Genomic DNA, 26,996 nt, shown 5'->3' with positions numbered 1-26,996 from the left:
CGAAAGGGCACGTCAGTGCAGAACAATGCAGCGCAGAACTCGGCGCTCTCCTCCTCGTCCGCTTCGGGCAGACCTGTCCGCGTCCTCCGCTGGCGCGTGGTCGACATCGTCATCGCCAGCGTCGTCGCCGTCGCGAGCGGCATCGTCTTCTGGGCCTGGGGCCTCGCGACGAACGTCCTCGGCATCGCCTTCGACTTCCTCCCCGGCCTCGGCGGGATCCTCGGGGGCGGCTGGCTCTTCGCCGGCGTCCTCGGCGGACTCATCATCCGCAAGCCCGGCGCCGCACTCTTCACCGAGCTGCTCGCCGCGCTCGTCTCCGGTCTGATCGGCACCCAGTGGGGCTTCTTCGTCCTGCTGTCCGGCCTCGTCCAGGGGCTCGGCGCCGAGATCGTCTTCGCGCTCTTCCTGTACCGCAGCGGTCGTCCGATCGTGGCGATGCTGGCGGGTGCCGCCTCCGGGCTCGCTCTCGCGATCAATGATCTGATCGTCTACTACGCGGGTGTCGACGGCCTCTTCGCCACGGTCTACGTCGTCTCGTCGATCGTCTCCGGCGTCGTTCTCGCGGGTCTCCTGCCGTGGTTCGCGGTGCGCGCCCTCGCCGCATCGGGCGCACTCGACCGTTTCGCCTCCGGCCGAGAGGGCCGGGTGGTCGAGGGAGTGGGCGCGAGCGGTCGATGACCGGCGCATCCGTCCGCGCCCGCGGCTGGAGCTGGCGTCACGCCGGGCGGTCCAGCACCGCGGTGACCGGCCTGGATCTCGCCGTCGAGCCCGGCGAGCGCGTCCTGCTGCTCGGGCCGTCCGGAGCGGGCAAGAGCACGCTGCTGCACGCCCTCGCCGGCGTGCTCGGTGGAGAGGAGGACGGCGCCTCCGCAGGCGAGCTCACCCTCGACGGCCGGTCTCCGCTCGCGAGTCGCGGCACCGCCGGGCTGGTGCTGCAGGATCCGGACACTCAGGCGGTCCTCGCCCGCGTCGGGGACGACGTCGGCTTCGCCTGCGAGAACCTGGGTGTCCCGCGGGAGCAGATCGCCGAGCGCGTGCGCGCCGCGCTCGACGATGTCGGCCTGGACGTGTCGCTCGACCACTCCACCTCGGCACTCTCCGGCGGGCAGAAGCAGCGCCTGGCCCTCGCGGGCGTGCTCGCCATGCGACCGCGACTCCTGCTCCTCGACGAGCCGACGGCGAACCTCGATCCCGCGGGGGTGCGCGAGGTGCGGGCGGCAGTCGAGCGCAGTACGACGAGGTCGGGTGCCACCCTCCTCGTCGTCGAGCACCGGGTCGACGTGTGGTTCGACCTGGTCGACCGCGTCGTCGTCCTCGGGGGCGACGGCACTGTGATCGCCGACGGCGACCCGCAGACGGTCCTCATCCAGACCCGCGCCGCCCTCGCCGAGGCCGGTGTGTGGATCCCGGGGGAGGTTCCCGCACGCGTCCCCGGCGACGGTGGTCCCGCTCCGGTCGCCCTGAGCACTCGCGACCTCGCTGTCGGACGCCCCGTCTTCGGCGCGCGGCGCCCGGTGCCGGTGGTCTCGGGGCTCGACCTCGAGATCGCCGCCGGTCGGGTCACCGCCGTGCTCGGGCCCAACGGAGCGGGGAAGTCCACGCTCGCCCTCACGCTCGCCGGTCTGCTGCCACCCGCTGCCGGCGAGGTCCTCGCGGCCGAGGCGGTCAGGGACGGGGCGTCGCCGCATCCGTACCGGTGGAGCTCGACGCAGCTCGCCGATCGCGTCGCGATGGTGTTCCAGGAGCCGGAGCACCAGTTCCTCACCGCGCGGGTCCGGCAGGAGCTCGCACTCGGAGCGCGTGACGACGATGAGCGGCACCGCGCCGAGCAGCTGCTCGAGCGACTCGGACTCGGGGCGCTGGCCGACGCGAATCCGTTCACCCTCTCGGGCGGCGAGAAGCGCCGGCTCGCCGTGGCGTCGGCACTCGTCCGCCGCCCCTCGGTCGTCGTGCTCGACGAGCCCACCTTCGGTCAGGACCGCCTCACCTGGCAGGTCGTGGTCGACCTGCTGGCCGAGCTGCGCGACGACGGGCGTGCGGTCCTCGCGGTGACCCACGACGAGCACCTCGTCGCGGCGCTGGCCGATGAGACCGTCTTGATCGGCGAACCGGCGGGGGCCGGGCGATGACCCTTCTCGATGCCGTGCCCGCCCGCGGTGCGATAGCCCGAGCCAACCCCGTCGCCAAGCTCCTCGCGAGCCTCGTGATCGCGCTCGTCCTCGTCCTGACGGTCGACGTGGTGTCGGCCGCGGTCGCCCTTGCTCTCGAGCTGCTGGTGCTGCCCTTCGCGGGCCTGCGGCCGGCCGAGGTCCTCCGACGGACGTCGCCCCTCTGGATCGCCGCCCCGCTCGCCGGCGTGACCACGATTCTGTACGGGCGCGACGAGGGAGCCGTGCTCGCGCAGTTCCTCTTCATCAGCGTCACGGAGGGGTCGCTGGCGCTGGGTGGGGCGATCGCCCTGAGGGTGCTCGCGATCGGCCTGCCGAGCGTGGTCCTGATCGCGACCACCGACCCGACCGATCTCGCCGACGGACTCGCCCAGATCCTCCGACTGCCCGCTCGATTCGTGCTGGGGGGTCTCGCCGGCATGCGACTGGTCGGTCTGCTGGTCGAGGACTGGCGGACCCTCGCCATGGCGCGTCGCGCCCGCGGTCTGGCCGATGGCCGCGGGCCGATCCACGCCGTGCGCGGCCTCCTCGCGCGCGCCTTCTCCCTGCTGGTGCTCGCGATCCGGAGGGGGAGCAGGCTCGCCACCGCGATGGAGGCGAAGGGCTTCGGCTCCGATCTGCCCCGGACCTGGGCTCGTGAGTCGAGGCTCGTTCCAGGAGACGTGCTGCTGGTCCTCGGCGGAACCGTCATCGCCGGTCTCGCGGTCACTGCCGCGGTACTCGCCGGGACCTGGAGCTTCCTCCTCGATGTCTGAGCAGACGGATGCGGTCAGAGCTCTCGCCCGTCGTGTGGTCGATCGTCGGGTGCGAACGCTCCTCATCGATGGACCGAGCGGCTCCGGCAAGTCGACCTTCGCGGTCGGCCTCCTGCGGGAGATCCGGTCGATCCCCAGAGCTCCGGAGGCGGCGCTCGTGCGGATGGACGACCTCTACCCCGGCTGGTCCGGTCTCGACCGGGCCGTCGCGTCCAGTCATCGCGAGCTCGTCCGACCGCACTCGCTCGGCGTCCCGGCGCACTGGCGCCCGTGGAACTGGGCAGCAGACACGACCGCTGGATCGCGTCTGGTGACGGCTCCGCTCCTCGTGCTCGAGGGCTGCGGAGCGGCGGGGGCGGCGAACCGCGCGCGCGCCGATCTCACACTCTGGATCGAGGCGGGGGAGCAGGAGCGCCGTGCTCGCGCCCTCGCCCGTGACGGCGCGCTGTTCGAGTCGCACTGGGACGAGTGGGACGAGCAGTTCCGGCGCTACTGCGCTCGCGAGTCTCCGCGAGCGGGTGCCGACGTCGTGGTCGACACCGGTTCGGCCTGAGTCGGCAGGGGGCCGGCCGGTCGAGTCCGGCCGGTCGAGTCAGGCCCAGCCGAGCTCGTGCAGGCGATCGTCGTCGATGCCGTAGAAGTGCGCGATCTCGTGGACGAGGGTGACGTGGATCTCGTCGCGCAGCTCATCGAGATCAGCGCACGCCGCGAGGTGCGGCTCGCGGAAGAGGATGATCCGGTCGGGCATCTCGCCGAAGCCGTAGCGCTCGCGCTCCGTCAGAGCCACGCCGTCGTAGAGGCCGAGGAGATCGAGCGAGCCGTCCTCCGGTCGATCCTCGACGACGAAGACGACGTTGTCGAGCCCGTCGACCATGTCGTCGGGCAGGGCGTCGAGCTCGGCGACGACGAGCGCTTCGAAGGCGGCCGCGTCCAATTGGAGCATGGTCACGCCTCTCTCGCCGCTGGTCGCACGAAGGGCCCGGAGTCCTTCGACTCCGGGCCCTTCCAGGCTTCTCCGGCTCTCGCCGCTCGGCCCGTTCTTCGTGTGCACCTCTCGGTGCGTCCTGACGACTGGGGTGAGTAACGGGGCTCGAACCCGCGACCTCCTAGACCACAACCAGGCGCTCTGCCAACTGAGCTATACCCACCAGGATCGCGATCCGCAGGGTGATCCCCGCGAAGCAACTGTACGAGAGTACTACATCCGTGAGGCGAACTCGTCCACGACGGCGGCCGAGACGGCCTGCACCTCGGCGGTCGTCGGGCCGGGCTCGGCGATGAAGGCGGCCTTGCGGTAGTAGCGCAGCTCGCGGATGCTCTCGAGGATGTCGGCGAGAGCGCGGTGACCGCCGTGCTTGGCCGGCGCGTTGAAGTAGACGCGCGGGAACCAGCGGCGGGCGAGCTCCTTCACGGTCGAGACGTCGACGTTCCGGTAGTGCAGGTGGGAGTCGAGCTTGGGCATGTACTTGACGAGGAAGGCGCGGTCGGTGCCGATGGAGTTGCCGGCGAGGGGGGCGTGCTGCTCGGCGGGGACGTGCTTCAGCACGTACTCGAGGACCTCGTACTCCGCCTCGGCCACACCGACCCCCGAGGGGATCTCGTCGAGGAGCCCGGAGGTCTCGTGCATCGTGCGGACGAAGTCGCCCATGTTCGCCAGGGCGGAGTCGTTCGGCTTGATCACGATCGACAGACCCTCGTCGAGGGGTTCGAGGTCGAAGTCGGTGACGACGACGGCGATCTCGACGAGCTCGTCGACGCCGAGGTCGAGTCCCGTCATCTCGCAGTCGATCCAGACAAGACGATCGGGGGCGCTACTCATGGACGGAGTCTATCCGCGACCACCGACAGGGCCCCGGCGCGCAGGCCGCCGGTGGAGGGCCTCGCGGCGGGGGCTTCTAGAATCGAGCCTCGTGATGACGCTCGTCTGCTGGATCCTGATCGCCAACGCCGTGTGGAATGCGGTGGTCTGGCCTCCGTTCCTCCGCAGGGTCCGCAAGGACCCGCGCGCCCGTGACGCGAACGGGAAGGCGACGACGTTCCTCCGGGTGCACACGATCCTGATCGGCGTCTCGCTGGTGCTCGCCGCGGTCTCCCTGGTGGTCGGTGTCCTCGGGCTCGTGCAGGGCGTCTGATCCGGCCGGGATCCGAGCCTCGCCGCGTCGGGATCAGCTCCCGTCCGGCCCGCCCGGTATCCTCGTTCTCCGACGCCCCCGTAGCTCAGCGGATAGAGCAGGAGCCTTCTAATCTCTTGGCCGCAGGTTCGATTCCTGCCGGGGGCACACCTTCGTCCCTTCGTCGCGGCGTGCTTCTGCGCGCGATACACGGCTATGCACCTCCTAACACACCGCTGATTTCGGGGCAACACCGGCGTGTTTCCGAGCATCGGCCTGTTCAGTGTGTGTCAGGCACCTAGTCTTGGGGGTGTCCGGAATTACAACGACGTAAGGAACGGAGGTACGACCATGTTGCTCCTCGCCATTCTCGGTGGAATCGCCGTTGCGTGGACGATCGTCGCGGCGCCCCTCGCCGTGCTGGTCGGCCGAGTCGCTCGTGCACGTGATGCACACGTCTGAGGCGTACAACCTGCACCATCCGCACCACGGAGAAGGCCCCCACCGCACCAGCGGTAGGGGCCTTCTCTTCGTCCGCAGTCGTTCAGTCGGCGCTGCGAGTGGCGGAGGTGCTCTGCGGCGGGTCGGTCCGCTCAGCGGCGGACTCGTCGTGCGAGGCGACCGGCGCGTGCTCGACGGGGGGAAGCTCTTCGACCGGACGCTCCCGCGAGGGCACATCGAGGCGGTCGACGTCGTCGAGAAGTTGACGTGTTTCGTCGTGTGACGAGCCCGTGGGCGCGGGCGGGAGCACGATCGTCGGCGTCGCCGGGCGCTGGTAGGAGGTGTCGCTCGCCTCGTCGGGGCTGCTGCCCACGACCACGGGGCCGGCCGGGACGGCGGGCTGCGAGGTCGCCACAGGAGTCGCGACCCGAGACGCCGGGGCTGACTCGGTGGAGGAGTCGGCAGCGGAGGAGTCCGAACCGGGCGCCGCCGGGGTCTCGGGCCGCGAGGTCTCCGAGAAGCGCCAGCGCTCGAGGTCGGCGAGGAACGCCTTCCGGGCTCGGCTCGGCTTGTCGCGCCACTGAACGAGGCGGTCGCGGAACTCACCGATGCTCGCCTGGGTCTGGTACCCACCGGTCGAGGCGGTGTGCTTGAGCTCGGCGAGCTCGTGCGCCGCCCAGTTGGCCGCGACTCCGGAGCCCTTGATGGGGAGCAGTCGGAGATGCGTCTCGGCCTGGGCCGAAGCCCGATCACTCAGGATGCGCTCCGACTGCGTGAGCACGTTCCACGCCGACGCGTCGACTGCGGCGTCGATGAGGGTCGCGATCACCGCGTTCTTGCGCTCGTGCTCCTGCTGACGGATCAGCCGCGCTATCGAGCCGCGGAACACCGCAGCCGTCACGACCACTCCGATCACCACGGCGAGCAGGATGACGACGGCGAGGAACACCGATCGGTGCCCGTCGGTCGTCTGGATCCAGGTCACGAACTCGTTCCACCACTGCATGAGCCGAACGTTAGCCCGCACGCGTTCGGGCGCCCGTGTGCCGCGCCGACCGCAGGACGATCGGCGCCGTTCAGGGGCTCAAGCGACGCGGAAGACCTCGATCGCGTCGTCGACGCTCCAGAACTCGCCGATCTCGGCACCGGACGGCATCCCGTGGCGGAGGAGCCGGGCCCGGAACTTCTCGCCCCGCGGGTCGTCGACCAGCTCGATGTGGCCGACGACCGCGCCGGAGGACGTGGTGACCCGCCAGAGGCGGCCGTTCACCCGGGTGAGGGTGGGCGGGACGCGGGTGGCGTGCAAGGTGGACAGGGACATCGGTACCTCCTGCTCGAGTGCTCGGCGCACCCCGCGGCCGAGTGCTGTCGCAGACTACGAGCGACCACCGACATTCCCGGAGGTGCGGCTCAGAGGCCGGTGCCGTGCACCGCGAACTCCTCGATCGCCTCGATCTCCTCCGGGCGCAGGGGCCCGGCATCGAGGGCCGCCACGTTCTGCTCCAGCTGGCCGACGCTCGAGGCGCCGATGACCGCGCTGGTGACCGATGGTGAGCGCAGCACCCAGCTCAACGCGAGCTGCGCCACCGACTGCCCGCGCGCCTCGGCGATCGCCTGGAGGCCGCGGACCCGGTCGAGGTAGACCTGGTCGATGCGGTCCGAGGACAGGAAGCGCGAGGTCGCCGCGCGCGACCCCTCCGGAACACTGCCGTCGAGGTAGCGGTCGGTGAGCAGTCCCTGCGCGAGCGGCGAGAACACGATGCAGCCCGTCCCGATCTCGTCGAGGACGGGGAAGAGACCGTCCTCGACGTGCCGGTCGAACATCGAGTAGCGCGGCTGGTGGATCAGGAGCGGCACGCCGGTCGCCGCCAGCGCGGAGTGCGCCGCGCGGGTCTGCTCGGGGTCGTAGTTCGAGATGCCGACGTAGAGCGCCTTGCCCTGCTGGACGGCCGAGGCGAGCGCGCCCATCGTCTCCTCGATCGGCGTGGCGGGATCGGGCCGGTGCGAGTAGAAGACGTCGACGTAGTCGACTCCGAGGCGCTGGAGGCTCTGGTCCAGCGAGGAGAGCAGGTACTTGCGCGAGCCTCCGTCGCCATAGGGCCCTGGCCACATGTCGTAGCCCGCCTTGGAGGAGAGGACGATCTCGTCGCGGTACGGGCGGAAGTCCTCGGCGAAGATCCTCCCGAACGCGGTCTCGGCCGCCCCGTAGGGCGGTCCGTAGTTGTTCGCGAGATCGAAGTGCGTGATCCCGAGGTCGAAGGCGCGCCGGAGGATCGCGCGCTGGGTGTCGAGGGGGCGGTCGGAACCGAAGTTGTGCCACAGCCCGAGCGAGAGGGCGGGCAGCTGGAGCCCGCTCCGTCCCACTCGTCGGTAGTCCATGCGGTCGTAGCGGTCAGGGGCGGCGTCGTAGCTCACCCGTGGACTCTATTCCAGGCCCTCCACCGCACGGAATGCGCGGGGTGCTCGGGGCGTTGACTCGGGTGATGCGACCGGCGCCCCGGTCGTGTCGCCCGGACAGGAAGTGAGTCACACGCCATGCGCACATTCGTTCTCGCCGGAGGATGCTTCTGGTGTCTCGACGCCGTCTACCGCGTCCTCGACGGCGTGACCGACGTCGTCTCCGGCTACACCGGCGGAGCCGTGCCGAACCCCTCGTACGAGGCGGTCTGCACCGGCCGCACCGGGCACGCCGAGGCGGTCGCCGTGACGTTCGACCCCGACGTCATTCCCGAGTCGGTCATCCTCGACGTCTTCTTCACGCTGCACGACCCCCGCCAGCTCAACCGGCAGGGCAACGACGTCGGCACCCAGTACCGCTCGGCCATGTACTACTCGAGCGACGAGGAGAAGGAGCTCTTCGAGACCGCCCGCGACCGCGCTGCGGAGTGGTGGGACGGTCCGATCGTCACCGAGATCTCGCCGCTGGGCGTCTACTTCGAGGCCGAGGACTACCACCAGGACTTCTTCGCGAAGAACCCCGGTCAGGGCTACTGCCTCGCCGTAGCACTTCCGAAGGTCAACAAGATCCGCAAGTCGTACTCGAAGTACATCCTGGCGTCGTAGCTCTCCTCCCCAGGAGCCGTCTTCACCGGATCCTCCCCAGAACGGCCCGCACTCCCACCGGAGGCGGGCCGTTCGTCGTGACACTGTCCCTGCGGCGCCCGACCGGTACCAGCCCCCTCCGGCCGGGCGCCGCTCGATCGCAGCCGCGATCACCGACGAGAGGACACGACAATGACCGACACCATGACCGTCATCGGAGTCATCGGCACCGACCCGCGCAGCATCGACACGGCGAACGGCACAGCGATGACGACCTTCCGCCTGGCGTCCACTCAGCGGCGCTACGACCGGGCAGCGCAGAAGTGGGTCGACGGCGCCACCAACTGGTACACGGTGAACGCCTTCAACGCGCTCGCCGGCAACGCGCTCGGCTCCCTCGCCCGTGGAGACCGCATCATCGTCACCGGCCGGCTCACCGTCCGCGCCTGGGAGGCGGGAGGCAAGACGGGCACCGACGTCGCGGTCAACGCCGACGGGATCGGGCACGACCTCGCCTGGGGTACGACGAGCCTGAGCAAGACGGTGGGCAGGACGGCAGCACCGCCGGCGCCGACCGCAGCGCCCGCCTGGAGCGAGTCCGCCCCTCCCGGGCCCGGAACGGAGTCCGTCGGCGACTGGGGTGCGGTGGCGGCAGGTGCGGGCGTCGAGGCCTCGGAGCCGTCGTTAGAATCGGTCGACACTCCGTTCTGACAGCTCCTCCGTGAGACTCGGCGAGCGGCGTGTCCGGCACGAGATCCGCTGCCGCCGGGAGGAGCCCAGTGACGACACGGACCACTCTGCGCGGTGCTCTCGCGCAGGCCGCCCTCGTGCTCGGGTCGATCGCGGTCCTCGCCGGCTGCACGGCGTCCGATGCTCCCGCACCCTCCGTCTCCCCGTCGGCGGCGGCCGAGCCGAGCTCGTCCGAGGCGCCCGCCGCTCCTCTCGCCCTCGTACCGGGCGGTACCGCGGAGGAGAACCGCGCCTTCTTCGAGCAGGTCGTCGCCGGAGTCGTCGGAGCCGACTCCGCGGCCCCGGGTCGCAGCGTCGTGGACGCCCTCGTCGCGAACGGCTTCGCGAAGGAGTCGATGCAGCTGACCGCCGACGAGACGTCGGTCGGCCTCGACGCCGACTCCGTGCAGGTCTCGGTGAAGATGTCCGACGCCTGCCTGATCGGGCAGTACGGTCCCAAGAGCGGGGGAGTGCACGTGGTCGTGGCGGCTCCGATCGCGACGGGCGCCTGCCTGATCGGCCAGACCGTCTCCCTCGAGGGCTGACCCGCTCCACGCCACCACCCGGTATCCTCGAACGGGCCCCCGGCCATCGACTCCGCCGCTGCTTCGAGCGGTGCGGTGATCGACAGACGGCGTCATCCGGCCGAGGCCCTCCCGATCCACGGGACCTGCCCGGCCGAGAGCGGGGCACCGAGAACGTACGAGCGGTTGAGGACTGAAGTGGCTGAATACATTTACTCGATGGTGCGCGCCCGCAAGGCGGTCGGCGACAAGCTGATCCTGGACGACGTCACGATGTCGTTCCTGCCCGGCGCGAAGATCGGCGTGGTCGGCCCGAACGGCGCCGGCAAGTCGACGATCCTGAAGATCATGGCGGGGCTCGACACCCCCAGCAACGGTGAGGCGCGGCTCAGCCCGGGCTACTCCGTCGGCATCCTGATGCAGGAGCCGGAGCTCGACGAGACCAAGACGGTGCTCGAGAACGTCCAGGAGGGCGTCGGCGAGATCAAGGGCAAGATCGACCGCTTCAACGAGATCTCGCTGGCGATGGCCGACCCCGACGCCGACTTCGACACGCTCCTGGCCGAGATGGGCACCCTCCAGGAGGCCATCGACGCGGCCGACGCATGGGACCTCGACTCGCAGCTCGAGCAGGCGATGGACGCCCTGCGGACTCCGCCGGGCGACTCCCTCGTCACCAACCTCTCCGGAGGAGAGAAGCGCCGCGTGGCGCTGACCAAGCTCCTCCTGCAGAAGCCCGACCTGCTGCTGCTCGACGAGCCCACCAACCACCTCGACGCCGAGAGCGTGCTCTGGCTCGAGCAGTTCCTCTCGAAGTACCCCGGCGCCGTGCTCGCCGTCACCCACGACCGGTACTTCCTCGACAACGTCGCGGAGTGGATCGCCGAGGTCGACCGCGGCCACCTCTACCCCTACGAGGGCAACTACTCCACCTACCTCGAGAAGAAGCGCGCACGCCTCGAGGTGCAGGGCAAGAAGGACGCGAAGCTCGCCAAGCGCCTCACGACCGAGCTCGAGTGGGTCCGCAGCAACGCCAAGGGGCGCCAGGCCAAGTCGAAGGCGCGCCTCGCCCGCTACGAGGAGATGGCGTCGGAGGCGGAGAAGACGCGCGTGCTCGACTTCGAGGAGATCGTCATCCCCGTGGGCCCGCGCCTCGGCGCCCAGGTCATCGACGCGAAGAAGCTGCACAAGGCGTTCGGCGAGCGCGTGCTCATCGAGGACCTGAGCTTCACCCTCCCGCGCAACGGAATCGTCGGCGTCATCGGCCCGAACGGCGTCGGCAAGACCACGCTCTTCAAGACGATCGTGGGCTTCGAGCCGCTCGACTCCGGAGACCTCAAGATCGGCGAGACGGTCGACATCTCGTATGTCGACCAGAGCCGCGGCGGTATCGACCCGAACAAGAACCTGTGGGAGGTCGTCTCGGACGGCCACGACTACATCACGGTCGGACGCACCGAGATCCCGTCGCGCGCATACGTCTCGCAGTTCGGCTTCAAGGGCCCGGACCAGCAGAAGAAGGCCGGCGTGCTCTCCGGTGGTGAGCGCAACCGCCTCAACCTCGCGCTGACCCTCAAGCAGGGCGGCAACCTGCTCCTGCTCGACGAGCCCACCAACGACCTCGACGTCGAGACCCTCGGCAGCCTCGAGAACGCTCTACTCGAGTTCCCCGGCTGCGCGGTGGTCATCACCCACGACCGGTGGTTCCTCGACCGGATCGCGACGCACATCCTCTCCTACGAGGGCACCGAGGAGGACCCGGCCAACTGGTACTGGTTCGAGGGCAACTTCGAGGCGTACGAAGAGAACAAGATCGAGCGTCTCGGCCCCGACGCGGCGAAGCCGCACCGCTCGGCCTACCGCAAGCTCACGCGCGACTGATGCGCCTGCACGTCGCCATCCCGCTGCGCTGGTCGGACTTCGACGCCTACGCGCACGTCAACAACGCCGAGATGCTGCGCCTGCTCGAGGAGGCGCGCATCCAGGCGTTCTGGGCGCCCGACTCCCCGGAGGCGGGCGGGAGGGCGACCGCGGTGCTCGACGCCCGACCGGGCGCGCGCACCATCAGTCTCATCGCCCGGCAGGAGATCGAGTACCTCGCGCCGATCCCGTACATGCGGGCGCCGATCGACATCGAGCTGTGGATCGGCCGCATCGGCGGCGCGAGTCTCGAGGTCTGCTACGAGCTGTACTCGCCCGAGGGCGTCACGCCGCGGGTGCTGTACACGAAGGCGGCGACCACGCTCGTCATGGTCGTCGCCGCGACCGGGCGACCGGAGCGGATCCCGCCCGAGCTCCGCACCGTCTGGGCGCCGTATGTCGAGGAACCCATCGCGTTCACCAAACGCGGCTGACGTCGCGTCTCTGCGCGGCCGACGTCCGGCCGACATCGCGCGGAGAGCTGAGAGCGCCCTCCGCCTGACCTTCGGCTCGCAGTAACCGCTTCGGCTCGCAGTATCCGCTCCCGCTCGTCGGATCGGCCGGGTCCTGCGAGCCGAACATGATCCGTACGAGCCGTAGGTCCGTGTGGATTCCGCACGTCAGCGCGGGACCCGCACCATCCCCTCCTGGGCGACGCTCGCGACGAGCAGACCGTCGCGCGAGTAGATGCGCCCCAGCGACAGCCCGCGTCCGCCCGAGGCGCTCGGCGCCTCCTGCACGTACAGCAGCCACTCGTCGACCCGCGCGGGGCGGTGCCACCACATCGCATGGTCGAGGCTCGCGATGCGCAGGCCGGGCGTGATCCAGGCCGCTCCGTGGCGGCGGAGGGTCGACTCGAGGATCGTGTAGTCACTCGCGTAGGCGAGGGCCGCGCGGTGCAGCATCGGGTCGTCCGGGAGCGGACCGAGCGCCCGCATCCACACGCTCTGATGCGCGACCTGCTGGGGATCGGCGCGCAGATACACGGGCTGCTCGACGTGGCGCACATCGAACGGGCGCTGGGTCGCCCAGAAGCTGCCGACCGGGTGGTCGACGCCCGCGAGGACCTCTGCGGTGCTCGGCAGCGCCTCCGGATCGGGAACGCCCTCGGGCATCGGCGTCTGGTGGTCGAGCCCCTCGTCCTCGGTCTGGAACGACGCGATCATCGAGAGGATCGGAGCGCCGTTCTGGTACGCCTGCGTGCGACGAGTGCTGAAGGAGCGGCCGTCGTGGATCCGGTCGACCGAGAACGTGATCGGAAGGCTGACGTCACCGGGCCGCAGGAAGTAGCCGTGCATCGAGTGCACCCCGTGGTCGTCGCCCACGGTGCGACCGGCGGCGATCAGCGACTGGGCCAGCACCTGCCCGCCGAACACGCGGCCCTCGGGCATCCACTGCGACGGACCCGTGAAGATGTCCTCGCTGGTGCGGGCTCCCGTGTCGGTCAGATCGAGGGCGGCGAGGAACGAGGACAGGGGATCGGGCACGGTACCTCCGGGGTGTCGACCTGCCGGGAGGCGGGCCTCCGGGTAAGTTTATCGACGCGATGAGTGCGTCCTTCTCGCTTGCAGATCCACCCAGCCTGTCCGATCTGCGGGTCTTCCTCGGCAGGTCCGCCCGAGTCGACGACGGCGCCGTGCGCCTCCTCGCTCAGGACCGCATCCTCGCCGCGTACACCGCGATCCTCCAGCCCCGCGGGATCCTCGACCGCTCGTCCACGGTCCTCGGGCTGCGCGTCTTCGCACTCGACGAGCCTGCCGCGTTCGACCGCGTCGTTCCGATCCGCGCTCTCTCCGATCGCCTCGCCCGGCTGCAGTGGGAGCCGGGGGGTGCCGACGGCAAGCCCGTCTCACTGCCCGACGGCGACGACGCGACCGCCGGACCCTGGGCGGGCATCGCTCCTCCGCGCGGTGGATGGCTGCGCCGCGAGCCGGTCGATCCGGTGTTCCTCGAGCGAGTGGCCCGCGACGGCATCGACGAGATCGCCGCGGCCGTCGGCTCCGAGACCGGCGAGCAGATCGTCTCCCGCGTGCGCTCGTCCGTCTGGGGACGCCCGCTCGACGGTCTGGAGGACGTGCCGGCCGGTGCGGCCTTCGCGCTCTTCGCGCTGGGCTTCCTCGACGCCGGCGACCCGGTCGCCCTGCTCGAGAGCGGACCGTGGCGCCGCCTCACGTCCAAGCGAGGCCATGTGCTCGTGCGCACACCGGCCTGAGTCGGCCCGCGACGGACCGAGACATCAGTCCCGCGCCGGGTCACTCCTCGAACGTGTTCACCATCGCGTGCGCCGCGCGCTCGAGGTAGTCCCAGAGCATCGCGTCGTCGGCCGGCGCGAGCTCGAGCTCGTCGACCGCCACGCGCATGTTCTGGAGCCAGTGGTCGCGCGCCTCGGGGTTGATGTGGAAGGGCTGGTGCCGCATCCGCAGCCGCGGGTGGCCGCGCTCCTGGCTGTAGGTCGTCGGCCCGCCCCAGTACTGCTCGAGGAACCCCGTGAGCCGCTGGATCGCTCCCTCGAGGTCGTGCTCGGGGTACATCGGCCACAGGACCTCGTCTTCGCGCACGCCCTCGTAGAAGCGGCGCACGAGCCGCTCGAAGGTCGGGCGACCGCCCAGGTGCTCCCAGAAGCTGCGCATCGGAGGCGTCCCGCCGATCTGCAGGCCGGTCACGAGCGCGGTCCCTGCGTCGGAGCGTCCGAGCCGTCGCCGTCGACGGGCCGCGCGTCCTTCTGCTTGCGTAGGGCGCGGGGGAGGCGCACCGGCTTGCCGTGCTCGGTCGTGATGGTGGGCGACGGCGTCGTGCGGGGGCCCTTAGCGCCTCCGACGCTCGCCGCACCCTCGAACCCGCTCAGCACGACGGCGGACAGCGACGGCAGCTTCACGTCGAGGGCGTCGAGCGCCCGCTTGAGGCGGATCTTGAGCTCGCGCGCGACGTCGTCCTTGGCCGTCGTGCGGGTCTTCAGCACGAGCCGGACGACGAGGGCGTCGTCGGAGATCGACTCCAGCCCCCACAGCTCCGGCTTGTCGATGATCCGGGCACGCCACCGGCTGCTGGCGGCGAGCTCGTTCGCGGTCTGCAGGATCGACGCCTGCACCGTCTCGAGGTCGGCCTCGTAGGGCACGGCGAGGTCGATGATCACGCGCGACCAACCCTGCGACATGTTGCCGACCCGGATGATCTCGCCGTTGCGGACGAACCACAGGGTGCCGTTCACGTCGCGGATCTGGGTGATCCGCACGCCGACGTTCTCGACCACACCCGTGGCCTGGCCGGTGTCGACCACGTCGCCGACTCCGAGCTGGTCCTCGGCGACCATGAAGAGCCCGTTCAGCACGTCCTTCACGATGTTCTGGGCACCGAAGCCGAGGCCGGCGCCGAGCGCCGCGGTGAGCAGGGCGAAGGAGCCGATGAGAGTGCTGTCGATCGTGCTGACGATCATCACGAGGGCGATGATCACGATCAGGATCGAGCTGATGTTGTTCAGGATCGAGCCCAGCGTCCGCGTGCGCTGGACGACGCGCACCGCAGCGAGCGGTGAGGCGGCGATCGCCTGCGTGTCCTCGACCCGCTGGCGCTTCTTCACACCCGAGACGATCTGGTCGACCACCCGGCCGACGACGAAGTGCGCGATGACGCGCGCGACGAGCGCGCCGAGCACGATCAGGACGACTCCGACGCTCTTCCAGAAGACGGGAGTGTCGAAGAAGGAGATGGTCGCGGCGACAGGACTGGGAGTGGAGGTGTCGAAGAGCAGCATCGCCTCCAGGCTACGGGACCGCTTCCTGCGAGACGGTTCGGCAGCGACCCGCTTCCGGGCCTCTTCGCGCCGGCCGGCGGGCCGCCGTATAGATTCGACGGGAGGCGCCGCCTCGCTGCCACCCTTCTTCCCAGACCCCGAGGACGCCCGATGCTGCACTCGACCCGGACCCCCGCCGAGAAGCGCCGTCTCTTCCGTGAGCGGCTCGCGACGGGCGAGCTCCTGCAGCTGCCGGGCGCCTTCACTCCGCTCTCGGCGCGGCTGATCGAGGAGAAGGGATTCGACGGCGTCTACGTCTCGGGCGCCGTGCTCTCGGCCGAACTGGGGCTGCCCGACATCGGGCTCACGACCCTCAGCGAGGTCGCGGGCCGAGGCCAGCAGATCGCGCGGATGACCGACCTGCCCGTCCTCATCGACGCCGACACGGGGTTCGGCGAGCCGCTCAACGTCGCGCGCACCGTGCAGATGCTCGAGGACGCCGGGGTCGCGGCGCTGCACATCGAGGACCAGGTCAACCCGAAGCGCTGCGGGCACCTCGACGGGAAGGCGGTCGTCGACGAGAGCACCTCGGTCCGCCGGATCGCCGCAGCGGTCGACGCGCGTCGCGACTCCGGCCTCGTGATCATGGCCAGGACCGACATCCGCGCCATCGACGGCCTGCAGGCTGCGATCGACCGCGCGAAGCGACTCGTCGACGCCGGCGCCGACGCGATCTTCCCCGAGGCGATGCGTGATCTCGGCGAGTTCGAGGCGATCCGCTCGGCCGTCGACGTCCCCGTGCTCGCGAACATGACCGAGTTCGGCAAGAGCGAGCTCTTCACCGCCCGGCAGCTCGCCGACGTCGGCGTGAACATCGTCATCTACCCGGTCTCGCTCCTCCGGATCGCGATGGGTGCGGCGATGCGCGCCCTCGACACCCTGAAGGCCGACGGATCGCTGCGAGCCGAGGTACCCGGCATGCAGACCAGGGCCGAGCTCTACGAACTGCTCGACTACGCCTCGTACAGCACGTTCGACGAGGGCGTCTTCGACTTCAGCCTCGCCGATCACCACGGCGCCTGACGACCCGCGCCAACCCCGGCGCCCCGGCCCATCTCGCGAAGGAGCGGACATGAGCACCACCGACCAGGACATCCGGAAGGGTCTCGTGGGCGTCGTCGTCGACACCACGGCGATCTCGAAGGTCGACCCGGAGTCGAACTCGCTGCTGTACCGGGGCTACCCCGTGCAGGAGCTCGCGGCAGAGCGCTCGTTCGAGGACGTCGCCTGGCTGCTCTGGAACGGTGAGCTGCCGACGACGGGGGAGGCCGCCGCCCTGCGCTCGTTCGAGCGGTCGCACCGCGGTCTGGCTCCCGAGATCCGTGCGGTCATCGACCTGCTGCCGCTCACGGCGCACCCGATGGACGTGGTGCGAACAGCCGTCAGTGCGCTGGGTGCGCTCGATCCGGACGCCGATGCGGACGCGCCCGACGAGGTGCTCGAGCGTTCGATCCGGCTCTGGGCGGCCCTGCCGGCGATCGTCGCCTACGCGCAGCGCCGGCGTCGCAGCGAGGAGCCGATCGCTCCGCGGCGCGACCTCGACTACTCCGAGAACTTCCTCTGGATGACCTTCGGCGAGGTGCCCGATGCCGTGGTCGTCGACGCCTTCCGGGTCTCACTCGTGCTCTACGCGGAGCACTCCTTCAATGCGTCGACGTTCACGGCACGGGTGGTGACGTCGACGCTCTCCGACGTGTACTCGGCGGTGACGGCGGCCGTGGGTGCGCTGAAGGGCCCGCTGCACGGAGGCGCGAACGAGGCCGTGCTGCACGTCTTCGACGAGATCGGACTCGGCCAGGAGGCGCCGCGGCGCTCGCGGGAGTGGCTCGCGTCGGCGCTGGGGGAGCGCCGCAAGGTGATGGGCTTCGGTCACCGCGTGTACAAGTCGGGTGACTCGCGGGTGCCGACCATGGAGGCGGCGCTCCGGCGCGTGGCCGAGCACGAGAGCGCCGTCGAGATGCTCGAGCTCTACGACGCGCTGGCGGAGGCGATGGCCGATCGGACGGGGATCCTGCCGAATCTCGACTACCCGTCCGGTCCGGCGTACCGCCTGATGGGGTTCGACACCGAGATCTTCACGCCGCTGTTCGTCGCGGCCCGCGTCGTCGGCTGGACGGCGCACGTGCTCGAGCAGCGCGCGTCCAACGCGCTCATCCGCCCGCTGTCGGCCTACGACGGCCCCGCCCGCCGCTCCCTGCCGGAGCGCTGACCCGCAGGCCGGGCCCTCCGTCACAACGGGTGAGGGAACCCCGGACCGTCGAAGCCGCCGCTGGGCGCGGGCTCCGTCGACGGTCCGGGGTTCCCTCGCGCTCAGCCCCGCGCGTCGCGCGCCTGGGCGCGCAGGGCGCGCTCGACGCCCGCGAGGTTCTCGATCACGAGGCGTCGCAGCGCCGGTACCTCGGGGTTGGCGGCGAGCCACTCCCGGGTCGCGTCGACGATCTCCTGGGTCGGGGTCGCGGCCGGGTAGAAGCCGACGACCAGGTACTCCGCGATCTTGTAGCTCTTGCTGTCCCACAGCTCGCGCAGGGCGCCGAAGTACACCGGCACCATCGCATCCAGCACCGCCGGGTCCGACGTCCGCTGGAAGCCGAGGCCCGTCGAGCGGACGATCGTGTTCGGAGCGGAGTCGTCGAGCGTGACCGAGTCCCAGGCCGCGCGCTTGGCCTCCGGGGTCGGGATCGCGGCGCGCGCGTTCGCCGCGGACTGCGCTCCGGTCGCCGTGTTGTCGGCGGCCAGCGCGGCATCGATCTCGGTCGCACCCGCCCGCCCGCCCGCGACGATCGCGATGAGCAGCTCCCACGAGAGGTCGGTGTCGATCTCGAGACCCTCGAGCGTCGTCGCGCCGTCACGCAGCGCCTGCACGGCGTCGAGGTGCTCCGCCGTCGATGCGACCGCGGCGAAGAACTTCACGAACTGGAACTGCGCGTCGCTGCCCGCCGCCGCCTGCTGGGCCATCGCCCAGAGCCGATCGCCGACCTCCTCGACCACCGCGGTGCGGTGCTCCGGAGCGACGTACTGCGTCGCCGTGCTGACGAGCTGGCCCAGCACGGTTCGCAGCGTGGTCGACTCCGTCTCGGTCGCGATGTTGCCGAGAACGAGGCGCACGAAGTCGCGGGGAGCCGACTCGGCGTCCCGAGTCGCATCCCAGACCGACCCCCACACCAGCGAGCGCGCGAGCGGGCTCTCGATGCTCGCGAGGTGCTCGATCGCGACGGCCAGGGAGGAGTCGTCGAGGCGGATCTTCGCGTAGGCGAGATCGTCGTCGTTGAGCAGCACGAGGGCGGGGCGGGTGCGTCCGATCAGCTCGGGCACCTCGGTCCGCTCGCCGTCGACGTCGAGCTCGAGGCGGTCGACGCGCACGAGGCGGTCGCCCTCGAAGTCGTAGAGGCCGATCGCGAGGCGGTGCGGCCGGATCGTCGGGTACTCCTCGACGGCGGTCTGCAGGATCGCGAAGGACGCGATCACTCCCTCGTCGTCGACCGAGATCTCGGGGCGCAGCGTGTTCACCCCGGCCGTCTCGAGCCACAGCGACGACCACTCGGTGAGGTCGCGTCCGCTGGTCGCCTCGAGCTCGACGAGGAGATCGCGCAGCTCGGTGTTCGAGAAGGCGTGCTTGACGAAGTACTCGTGGACACCGGCGAGGAACTCCTCCTCGCCGACCCAGGCCACCAGCTGCTTGAGCACGGAGGCGCCCTTGGCGTAGGTGATGCCGTCGAAGTTGACCTGGACATCCTCGAGGTCGTTGATCGTCGCGACGATCGGGTGGGTCGAGGGGAGCTGGTCCTGGCGGTACGCCCAGCTCTTCTCCATCGCGGCGAAGGTGGTCCACGCCTCGGTCCACTCCGTCGCCTCGGCGGTCGCGAGAGTCGACGCGTACTCGGCGAACGACTCGTTGAGCCAGAGGTCGTTCCACCAGGTCATCGTCACCAGGTCGCCGAACCACATGTGGGCGAGCTCGTGCAGGATCGTCACGACGCGGCGCTCCTTGACCGCCTCGGTGACCTTCGAGCGGAAGACGTAGGTCTCGGTGAAGGTGACGGCTCCCGCGTTCTCCATCGCGCCCGCGTTGAACTCGGGCACGAAGAGCTGGTCGTACTTGTCGAACGGGTACGGAACGCCGAACTTCTCCTCGTAGAAGTCGAAGCCCTGCTTGGTCTTCTCGAACACGTAGTCCGCATCGAGGTACGGAGCGAGAGACGCGCGAGCGAAGACGCCGAGCGGCACGGTGCGGCCGTCCGAAGAGACGAGGGAGTCGGTCTCGACCACGTACGGCCCCGCGATGAGGGCGGTGATGTACGAGGAGATGCGCGGGGTGGGCTCGAAGCTCCAGGTCGCGACGCCGTCGCCCGCGGGCACCGGCTCGGGCGTGGGCTGGTTCGAGACGACCTGCCAGGCGGCGGGTGCGGTCACGGTGAAGCGGAACGCGGCCTTCAGATCGGGCTGCTCGAACACCGCGAACATGCGCCGCGAATCCGGGACCTCGAACTGCGAGTAGAGGTACACCTCGCCGTCGACCGGATCGACGAAGCGGTGCAGACCCTCGCCGGTGTTCGTGTAGAGGGCGTCGGCGACGACGGTCAGCTCGTTGTCGGCCGCGAGCGAGTCGAGTCGGATGCGCACGCCGTCGGCCACGTCGGCGGGGTCGAGCTCGGCGCCGTTCAGAGTGACCGAGTGCACGGTCCTCGTGATCGCGTCGATGAAGCTCGAGGCTCCCTCTGTCGCGCTGAAGCGCACGGTCGTCGTGCTGAGGAAGGTCTCGGCGCCCCGGGTGAGGTCGAGGGTGACGTCGTAGTCGGTGACCTGGATCAGCGAGGCGCGCTCCTGCGCTTCGCTGCGGGTGAGGTTGTCTCCTGGCACAGTGGTGCTCCATCCGTTCGTCGCGGGCGCGGCATTGCCGGGCGCCGGGGTGCTGGCGCCGCCGATCTACCCTAGAGCCGCCTGAGGGATGCGCGCCGGGAGGTAGCGTTGACCCATGACCACCGTCGATTTCTGGTTCGATCCCTCCTGCCCCTGGGCCTGGATGACCTCGCGGTTCGTGGACGAGGTGACTCCCGCCCGCGAGCTCGACGTGCGCTGGCACATCATGAGCCTCGCCGTCCTCAACGAGGACAACGACGTGGACGAGTCGTACCGCGCCTTCTTCCCGCGGGCACTGCGCTTCACGCGTCTCGTCGCCGCCGTCGCCGCGCGTGAGGGCGAGCAGCACGTCAAGCCGCTCTACGACGCGCTCGGCACACGGATCCACGTCGAGGCCCGCAAGGACGTCGACGCGATCATCGCCGAGTCGCTCGCCGAGGTCGGCCTCGACGCCGGTCTGGCGGCCTTCGCCGACACCGACGAGTACGACGAGCCGATGCGCGCCTCGCACTTCGACGGCATCGGGCGGGTCGGTCAGGACGTCGGCACCCCCGTCATCGCGATCGGAGACGTCGCCTTCTTCGGTCCCGTCCTCTCGCCGGCGCCCCGCGGTGAGCAGGCGCTGGCCCTCTGGGACGGCATCGTCGCCGCCGCCTCCTACGACGGCTTCTTCGAGCTCAAGCGCTCCCGCACGCGCGATCCGATCTTCGACTAGGGCCTGGTGGACACGAGACCGCCGTCGCGAGCACGGCCTGATCGTGCGAGCTGCAAGGAGCGGATCGAAGGCCGATGCGGGCATCGGACGAGATCCGCGACGCCGCAGATCGTGCGATCAGGCCGAGCGGAGCACGCGGGATCGTGTTCAGCAGGTCCTGGCGCTCGGGCGCTACCCTGACACTCGGCCCCGGCTCCACGGGCATCGAACGGCACTTCCGGAGGACGAGCGCGTGCGCATCCACATCGCAACGGACCACGCAGGGCTGGACTTCAGCCGGCACCTGATCGAGCACCTCGGTGCTGCGGGACACGACGTGGTCGACCACGGACCGACGTCGTACGACCCGCTCGACGACTACCCCTCGTTCTGCATCAACGCGGCGGCCGCCGTCGTCCGCGATCAGGAGGCGGGCATCGAGGCTCTCGGCATCGTCTTCGGAGGATCTGGCAACGGCGAGCAGATCGCCGCCAACAAGGTCGCCGGCGTTCGCGCCGCCCTCGTGTGGAGTCTCAGCACCGCAGTGCTCGCCCGCCAGCACAACGACGCCAACGTCATCTCGATCGGAGCGCGTCAGCACACCGTCGAGGAGGCCACCGGCTTCATCGACGCATTCGTCGCCGAGCCGTTCTCGTTCGAGGAGCGGCACGTCCGCCGCATCGCTCAGCTCGCCGAGTACGAGGCGACCGGAGACATCGCGGGCCGCGTCGTCGACTCCGCCGCGAGCGGCCGCTAGGTGCCGGAGGGGCATTCCGTCCACCGCATCGCGCTGCAGTTCGAGCGCGATGTCGTCGGACACCGGGTCGCGACGAGCAGCCCGCAGGGCCGTTTCGTCGAGGGTGCCGCGCTCCTCGACGGTCGCGAGGTCCTCGAGTCGACCGCGGTCGGCAAGCACCTGCTCCTGCGTTTCGAGGGCGACGCGACGCTGCACGTGCACCTCGGGCTCTACGGCGCCTGGGACTTCCTCGGGAACGTCTCTCCGCTCTTCCCCGACGGCGAGGCGGGCAGCAGTATCGGCGCGCCCCGCAGACGCCGCGCCGTCCGGCTGTCCGAGACGGAGCACGAGACCGACACCGACCTCCAGGAGTTCCCGCCGCCGCCCATCGGTGCCGTCCGGGTGCGCATCCAGACGGAGGAGACGGTCGCCGACCTGCGCGGGCCGACCGCGTGCGAGGTGATGGACCCCTCCCAGGTGGAGGCGCTGCTCGCGCGACTCGGTCCCGATCCGGCCGCCGACGACTCCGACGAGGCGCGAGACCGATTCGTGAACCGCCTCCGCAAGACCGCGACCCCGGTCGGCCTCGTGCTGATGGATCAGTCGGTGGTCAGCGGCATCGGCAACATCTACCGCGCGGAGCTGCTCTACCGCGCCGGACTCGACCCGCACACCCCGGGCAAGCAGGTGCCGCTCGAGCTGGCCCGCGAGCTCTGGGCCGACTGGGCGCTGCTGCTCGAGGACGGCATCCGCACCGGGATGATGATCACCCGCCGCGGACTGACGAAGAGCGAGCGGTCGAAGGCGGTCAGGAGCCGCGCAGAGCGCAACTACGTCTACAAGCGCGAGGGTCTCCCGTGCCGGGTCTGCGGCACGAACGTGCTGATCGAGGAGATCGGCGCGCGCAAGCTCTACTGGTGCCCGGTGTGCCAGTCGTGACCGTCTGACCCTCGAGAGGACCCGATGCGCCAGAACCCGAGCTTCGCGCTCAGCGACACCGACGACATCAAGCAGCTGATCCGCGAGAACCCGTGGGCGACGATCGTCAGCCACACGGAGGCGGGGGAGACGGTGGCCTCGCACTACCCGGTCGTGCTCGACGAGACCGAGGACGACATCGTCGTCTTCAGTCACGTCGGCCGGCCCGACGACCTCCTGCACGAGCTCGGCGCGCACGAGGTCCTGATGATCGTGCAGGGGCCGCACGGCTACATCTCACCCGGCTGGTACGACGCCGACCCGGCCGTGCCGACCTGGAACTTCGTCACCGCGCACCTGACGGGTACGCCCGAGATCCTCTCGCCGGCCGAGAACCTCCGGGCCCTGGCCGATCTCGTCGACCGCTTCGAGGACGTGCTGCCCGAGCCCCGCCGGATGGAGGGCACTCCGGAGGATGCCGCCTACGCCGCGCGCATCTCGAGCGGGACGGTCGGCTTCAGGCTCCGCCCGACCCGGATCGTCGCGAAGCGGAAGATGAGCCAGAACAAGCCGGCGGCGATCGTCGACCGGATCCTGTCCGAGCTCGACGGAGACGGCCCGTACGCCTCCGCTCCGCTCGCGCGCGAGATGCGGCGCGCCCGATGAGCGGGGATCTGCTCCTCCGCGGCGCCCGACTTCTCGACGGTCAGGAGCCGGTCTCGGTCCTGCTCCGCGACGGGCTGATCGCTGACATCGGCCCCGACGGCTCGCTCGCGGCCGACGAGGTGCGCGAGTTCGACGGCCGCTGGCTGATCCCAGGACTCTGGGACGAGCACGTGCACTTCTCGCAGTGGTCGATGACGGCGCCGCGGCTCGACGTCTCGACGGCGCGGTCGGCCCAGGAGGCGGTCGAGGCCGTCCGAGGCCGCCTCGCCTCCTCGACCGACACGGCGTCGACGCTGATCGGCTTCGGCTTCCGGGACGGACTGTGGCCGGATCTCCCGACGACGGCGCTGCTCGACGAGGTCGCGCCGGAGCATCCTGTCGTGCTGGTCAGCGGCGACCTGCACTCGGCGTGGGCCAACTCGACGGCGCTCCGGCGCTACGGGATCGCCCTGCAGGACGACATCCTGCGGGAGGACGCCTGCTTCCGGCTCGTCTCGGCGCTCGAGGCGCTGAGCGACGACGATCTGGACGATCTCGTCGACATCGCGGCCCGTCGCGCGGCGGCCCGCGGCATCGTCGGCGTCGTCGACCTCGAGATGCGCTGGAACGTCGGTGACTGGACGCGGCGCGTCGAGCGCGGCGTCCGCTCGCTGCGCGTCGACACCGGGGTCTACCGCGGCGACCTCGAGCGCGCGATCGCCGAGGGTCTGCGCTCGGGCGACGAGCTCGCCGGCGGTGAGGGGCTGCTCCGGATGGGACCGCTGAAGGTGCTCATCGATGGCTCGCTGAACACCCGGACCGCGTACTGCACTCATCCCTATGAGGGCGAGGACGCCGGCCGGGGGGTGCTGACGGTCGGACCCGAGGAGCTCGACGGCCTGCTCGCGCGAGCGGTCGCTGCGGGGATCCGCCCGACGGTGCACGCCCTCGGCGACGCAGCGGTCTCGATCGCGCTCGACTCCCTCGCGCGGGTGGGCGGCGGCCGGATCGAGCACGCGCAGCTGGTGACCGCGGCCGACCTGCCGCGCTTCGCTGCGCTCGGCGTCGTCGCCGGGGTGCAGCCCGCCCACGCTCTCGACGACCGGGAGGTCGCGGAGCGGTACTGGCGGGGGCAGACCGACCGGGCCTTCGCGTTGCGCTCTCTCGTCGACTCCGGAGCGACCGTCGTCCTCGGCTCCGACGCTCCCGTCGCGCCGCTGGACCCGTGGGTCGCCATCGCGGCCGCGGTGTCGCGAGCGCGAGCGGGGGAGGAGCCTTGGCACCCGGAGCAGCGTCTCACCGTTGCGGAGGCGATCACCGCGTCCACGCGGGCGCGTCGTCTCCGCCCCCGGCCGGGCGACCCGGCCGACCTCGTCGTGCTCGACCGCGACCCGCTCGCCTCCGACTCCGAGGAGCTGCGGACGATGCCCGTCGCCGCCACGCTCGTCGCGGGCCGCTTCACGCACGAGCTCTGACACCGGGGGTCTGTGAGAAGACGTCACCTTCTGCGGACGGCGCCCGCCTTGCTGACCGAGTAGCCCGGGCAACCGGGGACGACGAACGGCCCGCCGGATCAGGGATCCAGCGGGCCGTCGTGGTGAGTGCGCTCAGCTCTCGCTGACGTGGGCGAAGAGGAACCAGCGGTCCTTCTCGAGGCCGCGACCGATCTCGATGGCGACGTCCTGGCTGCTCGCGTCGATGTCGGCGAGCTCGGCGATCGCGGTGTTCACCGTGGTGATCGCGACGTCCATCAGGTTGATCACCTCGACGATCGCGTTCTCGGAGCGCTGGAAGCCGGGAGTGAGGGGCGCGGTCTGCGTCGCGGAGGCGACGGTCTGGATGCGCGCGTCGACCGGCAGGCCGAGGGCGACCACGCGCTCGGCGGCCAGGTCGGCCCACTCGATGGCGTGGGCGACGATGGTGTCGAGGAGCTCGTGGACGCCGATGAAGTTGGCGCCGCGGACGTGCCAGTGCGCCTGCTTGCCGTTGACGGCGAGGGCGGTCATCTCGATGACGACCGGGCTGAGGAACTGGGCGACTCCGGATGCGACATCCGGGTTCGACGAGGTGAGCGACGTGACGGATGCAGTGGACATCGTCTTCCTTTCGAGAGGGGGTGACTGATCGTCAACTGTACGCCGCAGCCCAGCGCCCGCAAGGAAGCGGAGGCTCCGCTAAGGCCGGAGAAGGGGAGCCTGGCCTGGGTGCCGACAGTGCCCGCGGACCTCGTTCAGGGGGTCAGCCCCCGCGCTCGGCACCCTCCGCGCCGATACTCTCGGAACGGTGCCCGACGACCGATCGAGCAGACACGGAGAAGGGTCGGATGAGCACTGCCCCCTCCGCTCTCGGCGAGGCGACCCGCGCCTACCTCCGGCTCTGGCGCGACCTGCCGCGCGAAGTGCTCGCCCTCCTCGTCGCCGTGCCGCTCTCGGCGATCGGCGCCTTCGCGGCCGGGCTCGCGCTCGTGCTGGCACTCGGCCTCGTCGGAGTGCTGATCGGTCTCGTCTTCCTCCCGCTCGCCCTCGTCATGGCGCGCTACTTCTCCCGGGTCGCCTGCGCGCTCGACACGCTGGCCGGTCGCCCGCCGATCCCCGAGCCGCAGTGGCGGCGTGCGCCCGCCTCCGTCACTCCCGCGACCTTCTCGCTCTACGGGCCGGTGATCGACGGCCACTACTGGCTGGCGCTGCTGCACACGCTCGTCGTCGCTCCGCTGCTCGCCCTCCTGTTCTCCGGTGTACTCGGGCTCTGGGTCTGGGCCGGGCTCGGCACCCTCGCCGCGATGATCGACGGTTCAGGAGGCGCCGCGCAGTGGCTCGCCGAGCGGGCGACGGGTGTCCTCGGGCTGCCGGAGCCCCCGGCGGTCGTCGTCGCCCTCGCGGGCGCGGCGATGGTCGTCCTCTTCGTCTCGACCCTGCCGTTCGCGACGCGCGGGCTGACCCTCGCGCGCTACCTCGTCGACAGGCTCCTGCTCGGCCCGTGGGGTTCTGAGGCGCTCCAGCGCGAGGTCGCCGAGCTCAGCGCGTCGCGCGGCGCCGCGGTCGCCGCCGAGGACCGGGCGCTGCGCCAGCTCGAGCGCGACATCCACGACGGTCCGCAGCAGCGCCTGATCCGCGTGCAGATGGATCTGGGCTCGGCGCGCAACCGTGTCGTCAGCGATCCGGAGTCGGCCGCCGCCCTCATCGACGAGGCCCGCGCGCACGTCACGTCGGCTCTCGACGAACTGCGTGCGCTGTCGCGAGGAGTTGCGCCGCCGATCCTCCAGGACCGCGGATTCGAGGCGGCGGTGCACTCGCTCGCGGCGATGAGCCCCGTCCCCGTGCAGGTCCTGACCGAGCACACGATCGACGACATCCCTCCCGAGGTCGAGCGCAGCGTCTACTTCGTGGTCGCCGAGCTGCTCGCCAACGCCTCCAAGCACGCCCGGGCCGAGACGGTGCGCGTGCACCTCGACGTCCGCCAGACGGGGGCGCCGGGAGAGCGCTGGCTCGACGTGTGGGTGATCGACGACGGAGTCGGCGGCGCCGCACCGATCGCGGGCCACGGTCTCGAGGGGCTCGAGGGCCGCATCAGGGGTCTGCGCGGAGTGCTCAGGGTCGAGTCGCCGGCGGGTGGACCGACGACGATCGGCGTGCATGTGCCCTTCCGGCCGAGCGCCCTAGTCTGACT

The 26,996-nt window shown here is 70.6% G+C and carries 29 protein-coding genes and 2 tRNA genes; 20 read left to right on the top strand and 11 right to left on the bottom strand.

All coding sequences use genetic code 11. The annotated features are described in order from the left end of the window. Positions 1–15 precede the first annotated feature (15 nt). From ASG06_RS15040 to ASG06_RS15025, 4 genes are read left to right on the top strand one after another with little or no spacing between them, the layout of a single operon-like run. Entirely contained in the window at positions 16–678 is a 663-nt protein-coding gene (locus tag ASG06_RS15040; protein ID WP_056043991.1) for an ECF transporter S component, read from the top strand. Beyond that, positions 675–2,129: an ABC transporter ATP-binding protein gene (locus ASG06_RS15035; RefSeq protein ID WP_082499277.1), complete on the top strand. Its 1,455-nt coding sequence runs from the start codon at positions 675–677 to the stop codon at positions 2,127–2,129. The genes ASG06_RS15040 and ASG06_RS15035 overlap by 4 nt, the downstream gene beginning before the upstream one ends. Then, the gene (locus ASG06_RS15030) at positions 2,126–2,923 is read left to right on the top strand and encodes an energy-coupling factor transporter transmembrane component T family protein (protein WP_056043989.1); all 798 of its coding nucleotides are present in this window, start codon (positions 2,126–2,128) and stop codon (positions 2,921–2,923) included. Before ASG06_RS15035 ends, ASG06_RS15030 begins: the two co-directional genes overlap by 4 nt. 49 nt (positions 2,924–2,972) lie before the next feature. Then, positions 2,973–3,476 carry a hypothetical protein gene (locus ASG06_RS15025; protein ID WP_056043987.1) on the top strand — a complete coding sequence of 168 codons (504 nt, stop codon included), beginning with the start codon at positions 2,973–2,975 and terminating at the stop codon, positions 3,474–3,476. 39 nt (positions 3,477–3,515) lie between these two features. Here ASG06_RS15025 and ASG06_RS15020 read toward each other — a convergent pair whose 3' ends face one another. From ASG06_RS15020 to orn, 3 genes are all read right to left on the bottom strand, one after another. Beyond that, positions 3,516–3,866: a metallopeptidase family protein gene (locus ASG06_RS15020; RefSeq protein ID WP_056044585.1), complete on the bottom strand. Its 351-nt coding sequence runs from the start codon at positions 3,864–3,866 to the stop codon at positions 3,516–3,518. 129 nt (positions 3,867–3,995) lie between these two features. Continuing rightward, positions 3,996–4,071, bottom strand: a tRNA-His gene (locus ASG06_RS15015). Positions 4,072–4,121: 50 nt separating this feature from the next. Next, on the bottom strand, positions 4,122–4,742 hold the full coding sequence (orn, locus tag ASG06_RS15010; RefSeq protein WP_056043985.1) for an oligoribonuclease: 621 nt from the start codon (positions 4,740–4,742) through the stop codon (positions 4,122–4,124). A gap of 94 nt (positions 4,743–4,836) precedes the next feature. Between orn and ASG06_RS15005 the strand changes: the two genes are divergently transcribed. Both ASG06_RS15005 and ASG06_RS15000 read left to right on the top strand, forming a co-directional pair. Then, positions 4,837–5,055, top strand: coding sequence for an SCO4848 family membrane protein (locus ASG06_RS15005; protein ID WP_056043981.1), 219 nt, complete (start codon positions 4,837–4,839; stop codon positions 5,053–5,055). 74 nt (positions 5,056–5,129) lie between these two features. Continuing rightward, positions 5,130–5,202: transfer RNA gene (locus ASG06_RS15000), tRNA-Arg, on the top strand. A gap of 376 nt (positions 5,203–5,578) precedes the next feature. Here ASG06_RS15000 and ASG06_RS14995 read toward each other — a convergent pair. From ASG06_RS14995 to ASG06_RS14985, 3 genes are all read right to left on the bottom strand, one after another. Further along, on the bottom strand, positions 5,579–6,481 hold the full coding sequence (locus ASG06_RS14995) for a hypothetical protein (RefSeq protein ID WP_056043978.1): 903 nt from the start codon (positions 6,479–6,481) through the stop codon (positions 5,579–5,581). 78 nt (positions 6,482–6,559) lie between these two features. Beyond that, entirely contained in the window at positions 6,560–6,796 is a 237-nt protein-coding gene (locus ASG06_RS14990; RefSeq protein ID WP_056043975.1) for a hypothetical protein, read from the bottom strand. Between the two features lie 89 nt (positions 6,797–6,885). Next, on the bottom strand, positions 6,886–7,890 hold the full coding sequence (locus ASG06_RS14985; protein ID WP_056043973.1) for an aldo/keto reductase: 1,005 nt from the start codon (positions 7,888–7,890) through the stop codon (positions 6,886–6,888). Positions 7,891–8,010: 120 nt separating this feature from the next. Between ASG06_RS14985 and msrA the strand changes: the two genes are divergently transcribed. The 5 genes from msrA (at position 8,011) to ASG06_RS14960 (ending at position 12,124) form a co-directional block, all read left to right on the top strand. Then, positions 8,011–8,538: a peptide-methionine (S)-S-oxide reductase MsrA gene (gene msrA / locus ASG06_RS14980; RefSeq protein ID WP_056043969.1), complete on the top strand. Its 528-nt coding sequence runs from the start codon at positions 8,011–8,013 to the stop codon at positions 8,536–8,538. A 171-nt stretch (positions 8,539–8,709) separates the two neighbouring features. Beyond that, positions 8,710–9,228, top strand: a complete 519-nt coding sequence (locus tag ASG06_RS14975) for a single-stranded DNA-binding protein (RefSeq protein ID WP_056043965.1) — start codon at positions 8,710–8,712, stop codon at positions 9,226–9,228. Positions 9,229–9,296: 68 nt separating this feature from the next. Continuing rightward, on the top strand, positions 9,297–9,791 hold the full coding sequence (locus ASG06_RS14970; protein WP_056043962.1) for a DUF6993 domain-containing protein: 495 nt from the start codon (positions 9,297–9,299) through the stop codon (positions 9,789–9,791). A 177-nt stretch (positions 9,792–9,968) separates the two neighbouring features. Then, positions 9,969–11,651, top strand: coding sequence for an energy-dependent translational throttle protein EttA (gene ettA, locus ASG06_RS14965; protein WP_056043959.1), 1,683 nt, complete (start codon positions 9,969–9,971; stop codon positions 11,649–11,651). Then, entirely contained in the window at positions 11,651–12,124 is a 474-nt protein-coding gene (locus ASG06_RS14960; RefSeq protein WP_056043957.1) for an acyl-CoA thioesterase, read from the top strand. The genes ettA and ASG06_RS14960 overlap by 1 nt, the downstream gene beginning before the upstream one ends. 186 nt (positions 12,125–12,310) lie before the next feature. Here the strand turns inward: ASG06_RS14960 and ASG06_RS14955 are convergent, their stop codons facing one another. Beyond that, on the bottom strand, positions 12,311–13,177 hold the full coding sequence (locus tag ASG06_RS14955) for an acyl-CoA thioesterase (RefSeq protein ID WP_231727772.1): 867 nt from the start codon (positions 13,175–13,177) through the stop codon (positions 12,311–12,313). A gap of 149 nt (positions 13,178–13,326) precedes the next feature. On the opposite strand from ASG06_RS14955, the gene ASG06_RS14950 reads away from it, so the two are divergent. Further along, positions 13,327–13,902 carry a hypothetical protein gene (locus tag ASG06_RS14950; RefSeq protein ID WP_231727770.1) on the top strand — a complete coding sequence of 192 codons (576 nt, stop codon included), beginning with the start codon at positions 13,327–13,329 and terminating at the stop codon, positions 13,900–13,902. Between the two features lie 40 nt (positions 13,903–13,942). Here ASG06_RS14950 and ASG06_RS14945 read toward each other — a convergent pair whose 3' ends face one another. Then, positions 13,943–14,320 carry a globin gene (locus ASG06_RS14945; protein ID WP_056044581.1) on the bottom strand — a complete coding sequence of 126 codons (378 nt, stop codon included), beginning with the start codon at positions 14,318–14,320 and terminating at the stop codon, positions 13,943–13,945. Between the two features lie 29 nt (positions 14,321–14,349). Then, positions 14,350–15,441 carry a mechanosensitive ion channel family protein gene (locus ASG06_RS14940; RefSeq protein ID WP_082499275.1) on the bottom strand — a complete coding sequence of 364 codons (1,092 nt, stop codon included), beginning with the start codon at positions 15,439–15,441 and terminating at the stop codon, positions 14,350–14,352. 150 nt (positions 15,442–15,591) lie between these two features. Between ASG06_RS14940 and prpB the strand changes: the two genes are divergently transcribed. Together prpB and ASG06_RS14930 are read left to right on the top strand one after the other, a co-directional pair. Continuing rightward, positions 15,592–16,503: a methylisocitrate lyase gene (prpB, locus tag ASG06_RS14935; protein ID WP_056043951.1), complete on the top strand. Its 912-nt coding sequence runs from the start codon at positions 15,592–15,594 to the stop codon at positions 16,501–16,503. Positions 16,504–16,552: 49 nt separating this feature from the next. Beyond that, positions 16,553–17,689 (top strand): bifunctional 2-methylcitrate synthase/citrate synthase, encoded by a 1,137-nt coding sequence (locus ASG06_RS14930; protein ID WP_056043948.1) that lies wholly within the window; start codon positions 16,553–16,555, stop codon positions 17,687–17,689. Positions 17,690–17,790: 101 nt separating this feature from the next. Here ASG06_RS14930 and pepN read toward each other — a convergent pair whose 3' ends face one another. Next, positions 17,791–20,337 carry an aminopeptidase N gene (gene pepN, locus ASG06_RS14925; protein WP_056043946.1) on the bottom strand — a complete coding sequence of 849 codons (2,547 nt, stop codon included), beginning with the start codon at positions 20,335–20,337 and terminating at the stop codon, positions 17,791–17,793. Positions 20,338–20,452: 115 nt separating this feature from the next. On the opposite strand from pepN, the gene ASG06_RS14920 reads away from it, so the two are divergent. From ASG06_RS14920 to ASG06_RS14900, 5 genes are all read left to right on the top strand, one after another. Then, the gene (locus ASG06_RS14920; protein ID WP_056043943.1) at positions 20,453–21,052 is read left to right on the top strand and encodes a mycothiol-dependent nitroreductase Rv2466c family protein; all 600 of its coding nucleotides are present in this window, start codon (positions 20,453–20,455) and stop codon (positions 21,050–21,052) included. 232 nt (positions 21,053–21,284) lie between these two features. Beyond that, the gene (locus ASG06_RS14915) at positions 21,285–21,788 is read left to right on the top strand and encodes a ribose-5-phosphate isomerase (RefSeq protein ID WP_056043940.1); all 504 of its coding nucleotides are present in this window, start codon (positions 21,285–21,287) and stop codon (positions 21,786–21,788) included. Continuing rightward, on the top strand, positions 21,789–22,706 hold the full coding sequence (locus ASG06_RS14910) for an Fpg/Nei family DNA glycosylase (protein ID WP_056043937.1): 918 nt from the start codon (positions 21,789–21,791) through the stop codon (positions 22,704–22,706). 24 nt (positions 22,707–22,730) lie between these two features. Then, positions 22,731–23,351, top strand: a complete 621-nt coding sequence (locus ASG06_RS14905; RefSeq protein ID WP_056043932.1) for an FMN-binding negative transcriptional regulator — start codon at positions 22,731–22,733, stop codon at positions 23,349–23,351. After that, positions 23,348–24,805: an amidohydrolase gene (locus tag ASG06_RS14900; protein ID WP_056043929.1), complete on the top strand. Its 1,458-nt coding sequence runs from the start codon at positions 23,348–23,350 to the stop codon at positions 24,803–24,805. The genes ASG06_RS14905 and ASG06_RS14900 overlap by 4 nt, the downstream gene beginning before the upstream one ends. A gap of 132 nt (positions 24,806–24,937) precedes the next feature. On the opposite strand, the gene ASG06_RS14895 is transcribed toward ASG06_RS14900, so the two are convergent. Continuing rightward, positions 24,938–25,426, bottom strand: a complete 489-nt coding sequence (locus ASG06_RS14895) for a Dps family protein (protein WP_056043924.1) — start codon at positions 25,424–25,426, stop codon at positions 24,938–24,940. A 227-nt stretch (positions 25,427–25,653) separates the two neighbouring features. Here ASG06_RS14895 and ASG06_RS14890 point away from each other — a divergent pair, with 227 nt between their 5' ends. Further along, positions 25,654–26,994: a sensor histidine kinase gene (locus tag ASG06_RS14890; RefSeq protein WP_056043922.1), complete on the top strand. Its 1,341-nt coding sequence runs from the start codon at positions 25,654–25,656 to the stop codon at positions 26,992–26,994. Positions 26,995–26,996: the final 2 nt, after the last annotated feature.

The organism is Rathayibacter sp. Leaf185 (assembly GCF_001423885.1).
In the GTDB taxonomy this organism is placed as follows: Bacteria; Actinomycetota; Actinomycetes; order Actinomycetales; family Microbacteriaceae; genus Rathayibacter.
Note: the sequence above shows the minus strand (reverse complement) of the source record. Positions and strands in the feature narration are given on the sequence as shown.

Bases quoted from the DNA above. Each gene is read 5' to 3' on its own strand.
- ASG06_RS14945 (WP_056044581.1), bottom strand. From the start codon at position 14,320: ATGCGCAGCTTCTGGGAGCACCTGGGCGGTCGCCCGACCTTCGAGCGG.
- ASG06_RS14990 (WP_056043975.1), bottom strand. From the start codon at position 6,796: ATGTCCCTGTCCACCTTGCACGCCACCCGCGTCCCGCCCACCCTCACC.
- ASG06_RS15030 (WP_056043989.1), top strand. From the start codon at position 2,126: ATGACCCTTCTCGATGCCGTGCCCGCCCGCGGTGCGATAGCCCGAGCC.
- prpB (WP_056043951.1), top strand. From the start codon at position 15,592: ATGCTGCACTCGACCCGGACCCCCGCCGAGAAGCGCCGTCTCTTCCGT.
- ASG06_RS14930 (WP_056043948.1), top strand. From the start codon at position 16,553: ATGAGCACCACCGACCAGGACATCCGGAAGGGTCTCGTGGGCGTCGTC.
- ASG06_RS14975 (WP_056043965.1), top strand. From the start codon at position 8,710: ATGACCGACACCATGACCGTCATCGGAGTCATCGGCACCGACCCGCGC.
- ASG06_RS15005 (WP_056043981.1), top strand. From the start codon at position 4,837: ATGACGCTCGTCTGCTGGATCCTGATCGCCAACGCCGTGTGGAATGCG.
- ASG06_RS14940 (WP_082499275.1), bottom strand. From the start codon at position 15,441: ATGCTGCTCTTCGACACCTCCACTCCCAGTCCTGTCGCCGCGACCATC.
- ASG06_RS15035 (WP_082499277.1), top strand. From the start codon at position 675: ATGACCGGCGCATCCGTCCGCGCCCGCGGCTGGAGCTGGCGTCACGCC.
- ASG06_RS14905 (WP_056043932.1), top strand. From the start codon at position 22,731: ATGCGCCAGAACCCGAGCTTCGCGCTCAGCGACACCGACGACATCAAG.
- ASG06_RS14995 (WP_056043978.1), bottom strand. From the start codon at position 6,481: ATGCAGTGGTGGAACGAGTTCGTGACCTGGATCCAGACGACCGACGGG.
- msrA (WP_056043969.1), top strand. From the start codon at position 8,011: ATGCGCACATTCGTTCTCGCCGGAGGATGCTTCTGGTGTCTCGACGCC.
- ASG06_RS14920 (WP_056043943.1), top strand. From the start codon at position 20,453: ATGACCACCGTCGATTTCTGGTTCGATCCCTCCTGCCCCTGGGCCTGG.
- ASG06_RS15020 (WP_056044585.1), bottom strand. From the start codon at position 3,866: ATGCTCCAATTGGACGCGGCCGCCTTCGAAGCGCTCGTCGTCGCCGAG.
- ASG06_RS14895 (WP_056043924.1), bottom strand. From the start codon at position 25,426: ATGTCCACTGCATCCGTCACGTCGCTCACCTCGTCGAACCCGGATGTC.
- orn (WP_056043985.1), bottom strand. From the start codon at position 4,742: ATGAGTAGCGCCCCCGATCGTCTTGTCTGGATCGACTGCGAGATGACG.
- ASG06_RS14890 (WP_056043922.1), top strand. From the start codon at position 25,654: ATGAGCACTGCCCCCTCCGCTCTCGGCGAGGCGACCCGCGCCTACCTC.
- ASG06_RS14960 (WP_056043957.1), top strand. From the start codon at position 11,651: ATGCGCCTGCACGTCGCCATCCCGCTGCGCTGGTCGGACTTCGACGCC.
- ASG06_RS14900 (WP_056043929.1), top strand. From the start codon at position 23,348: ATGAGCGGGGATCTGCTCCTCCGCGGCGCCCGACTTCTCGACGGTCAG.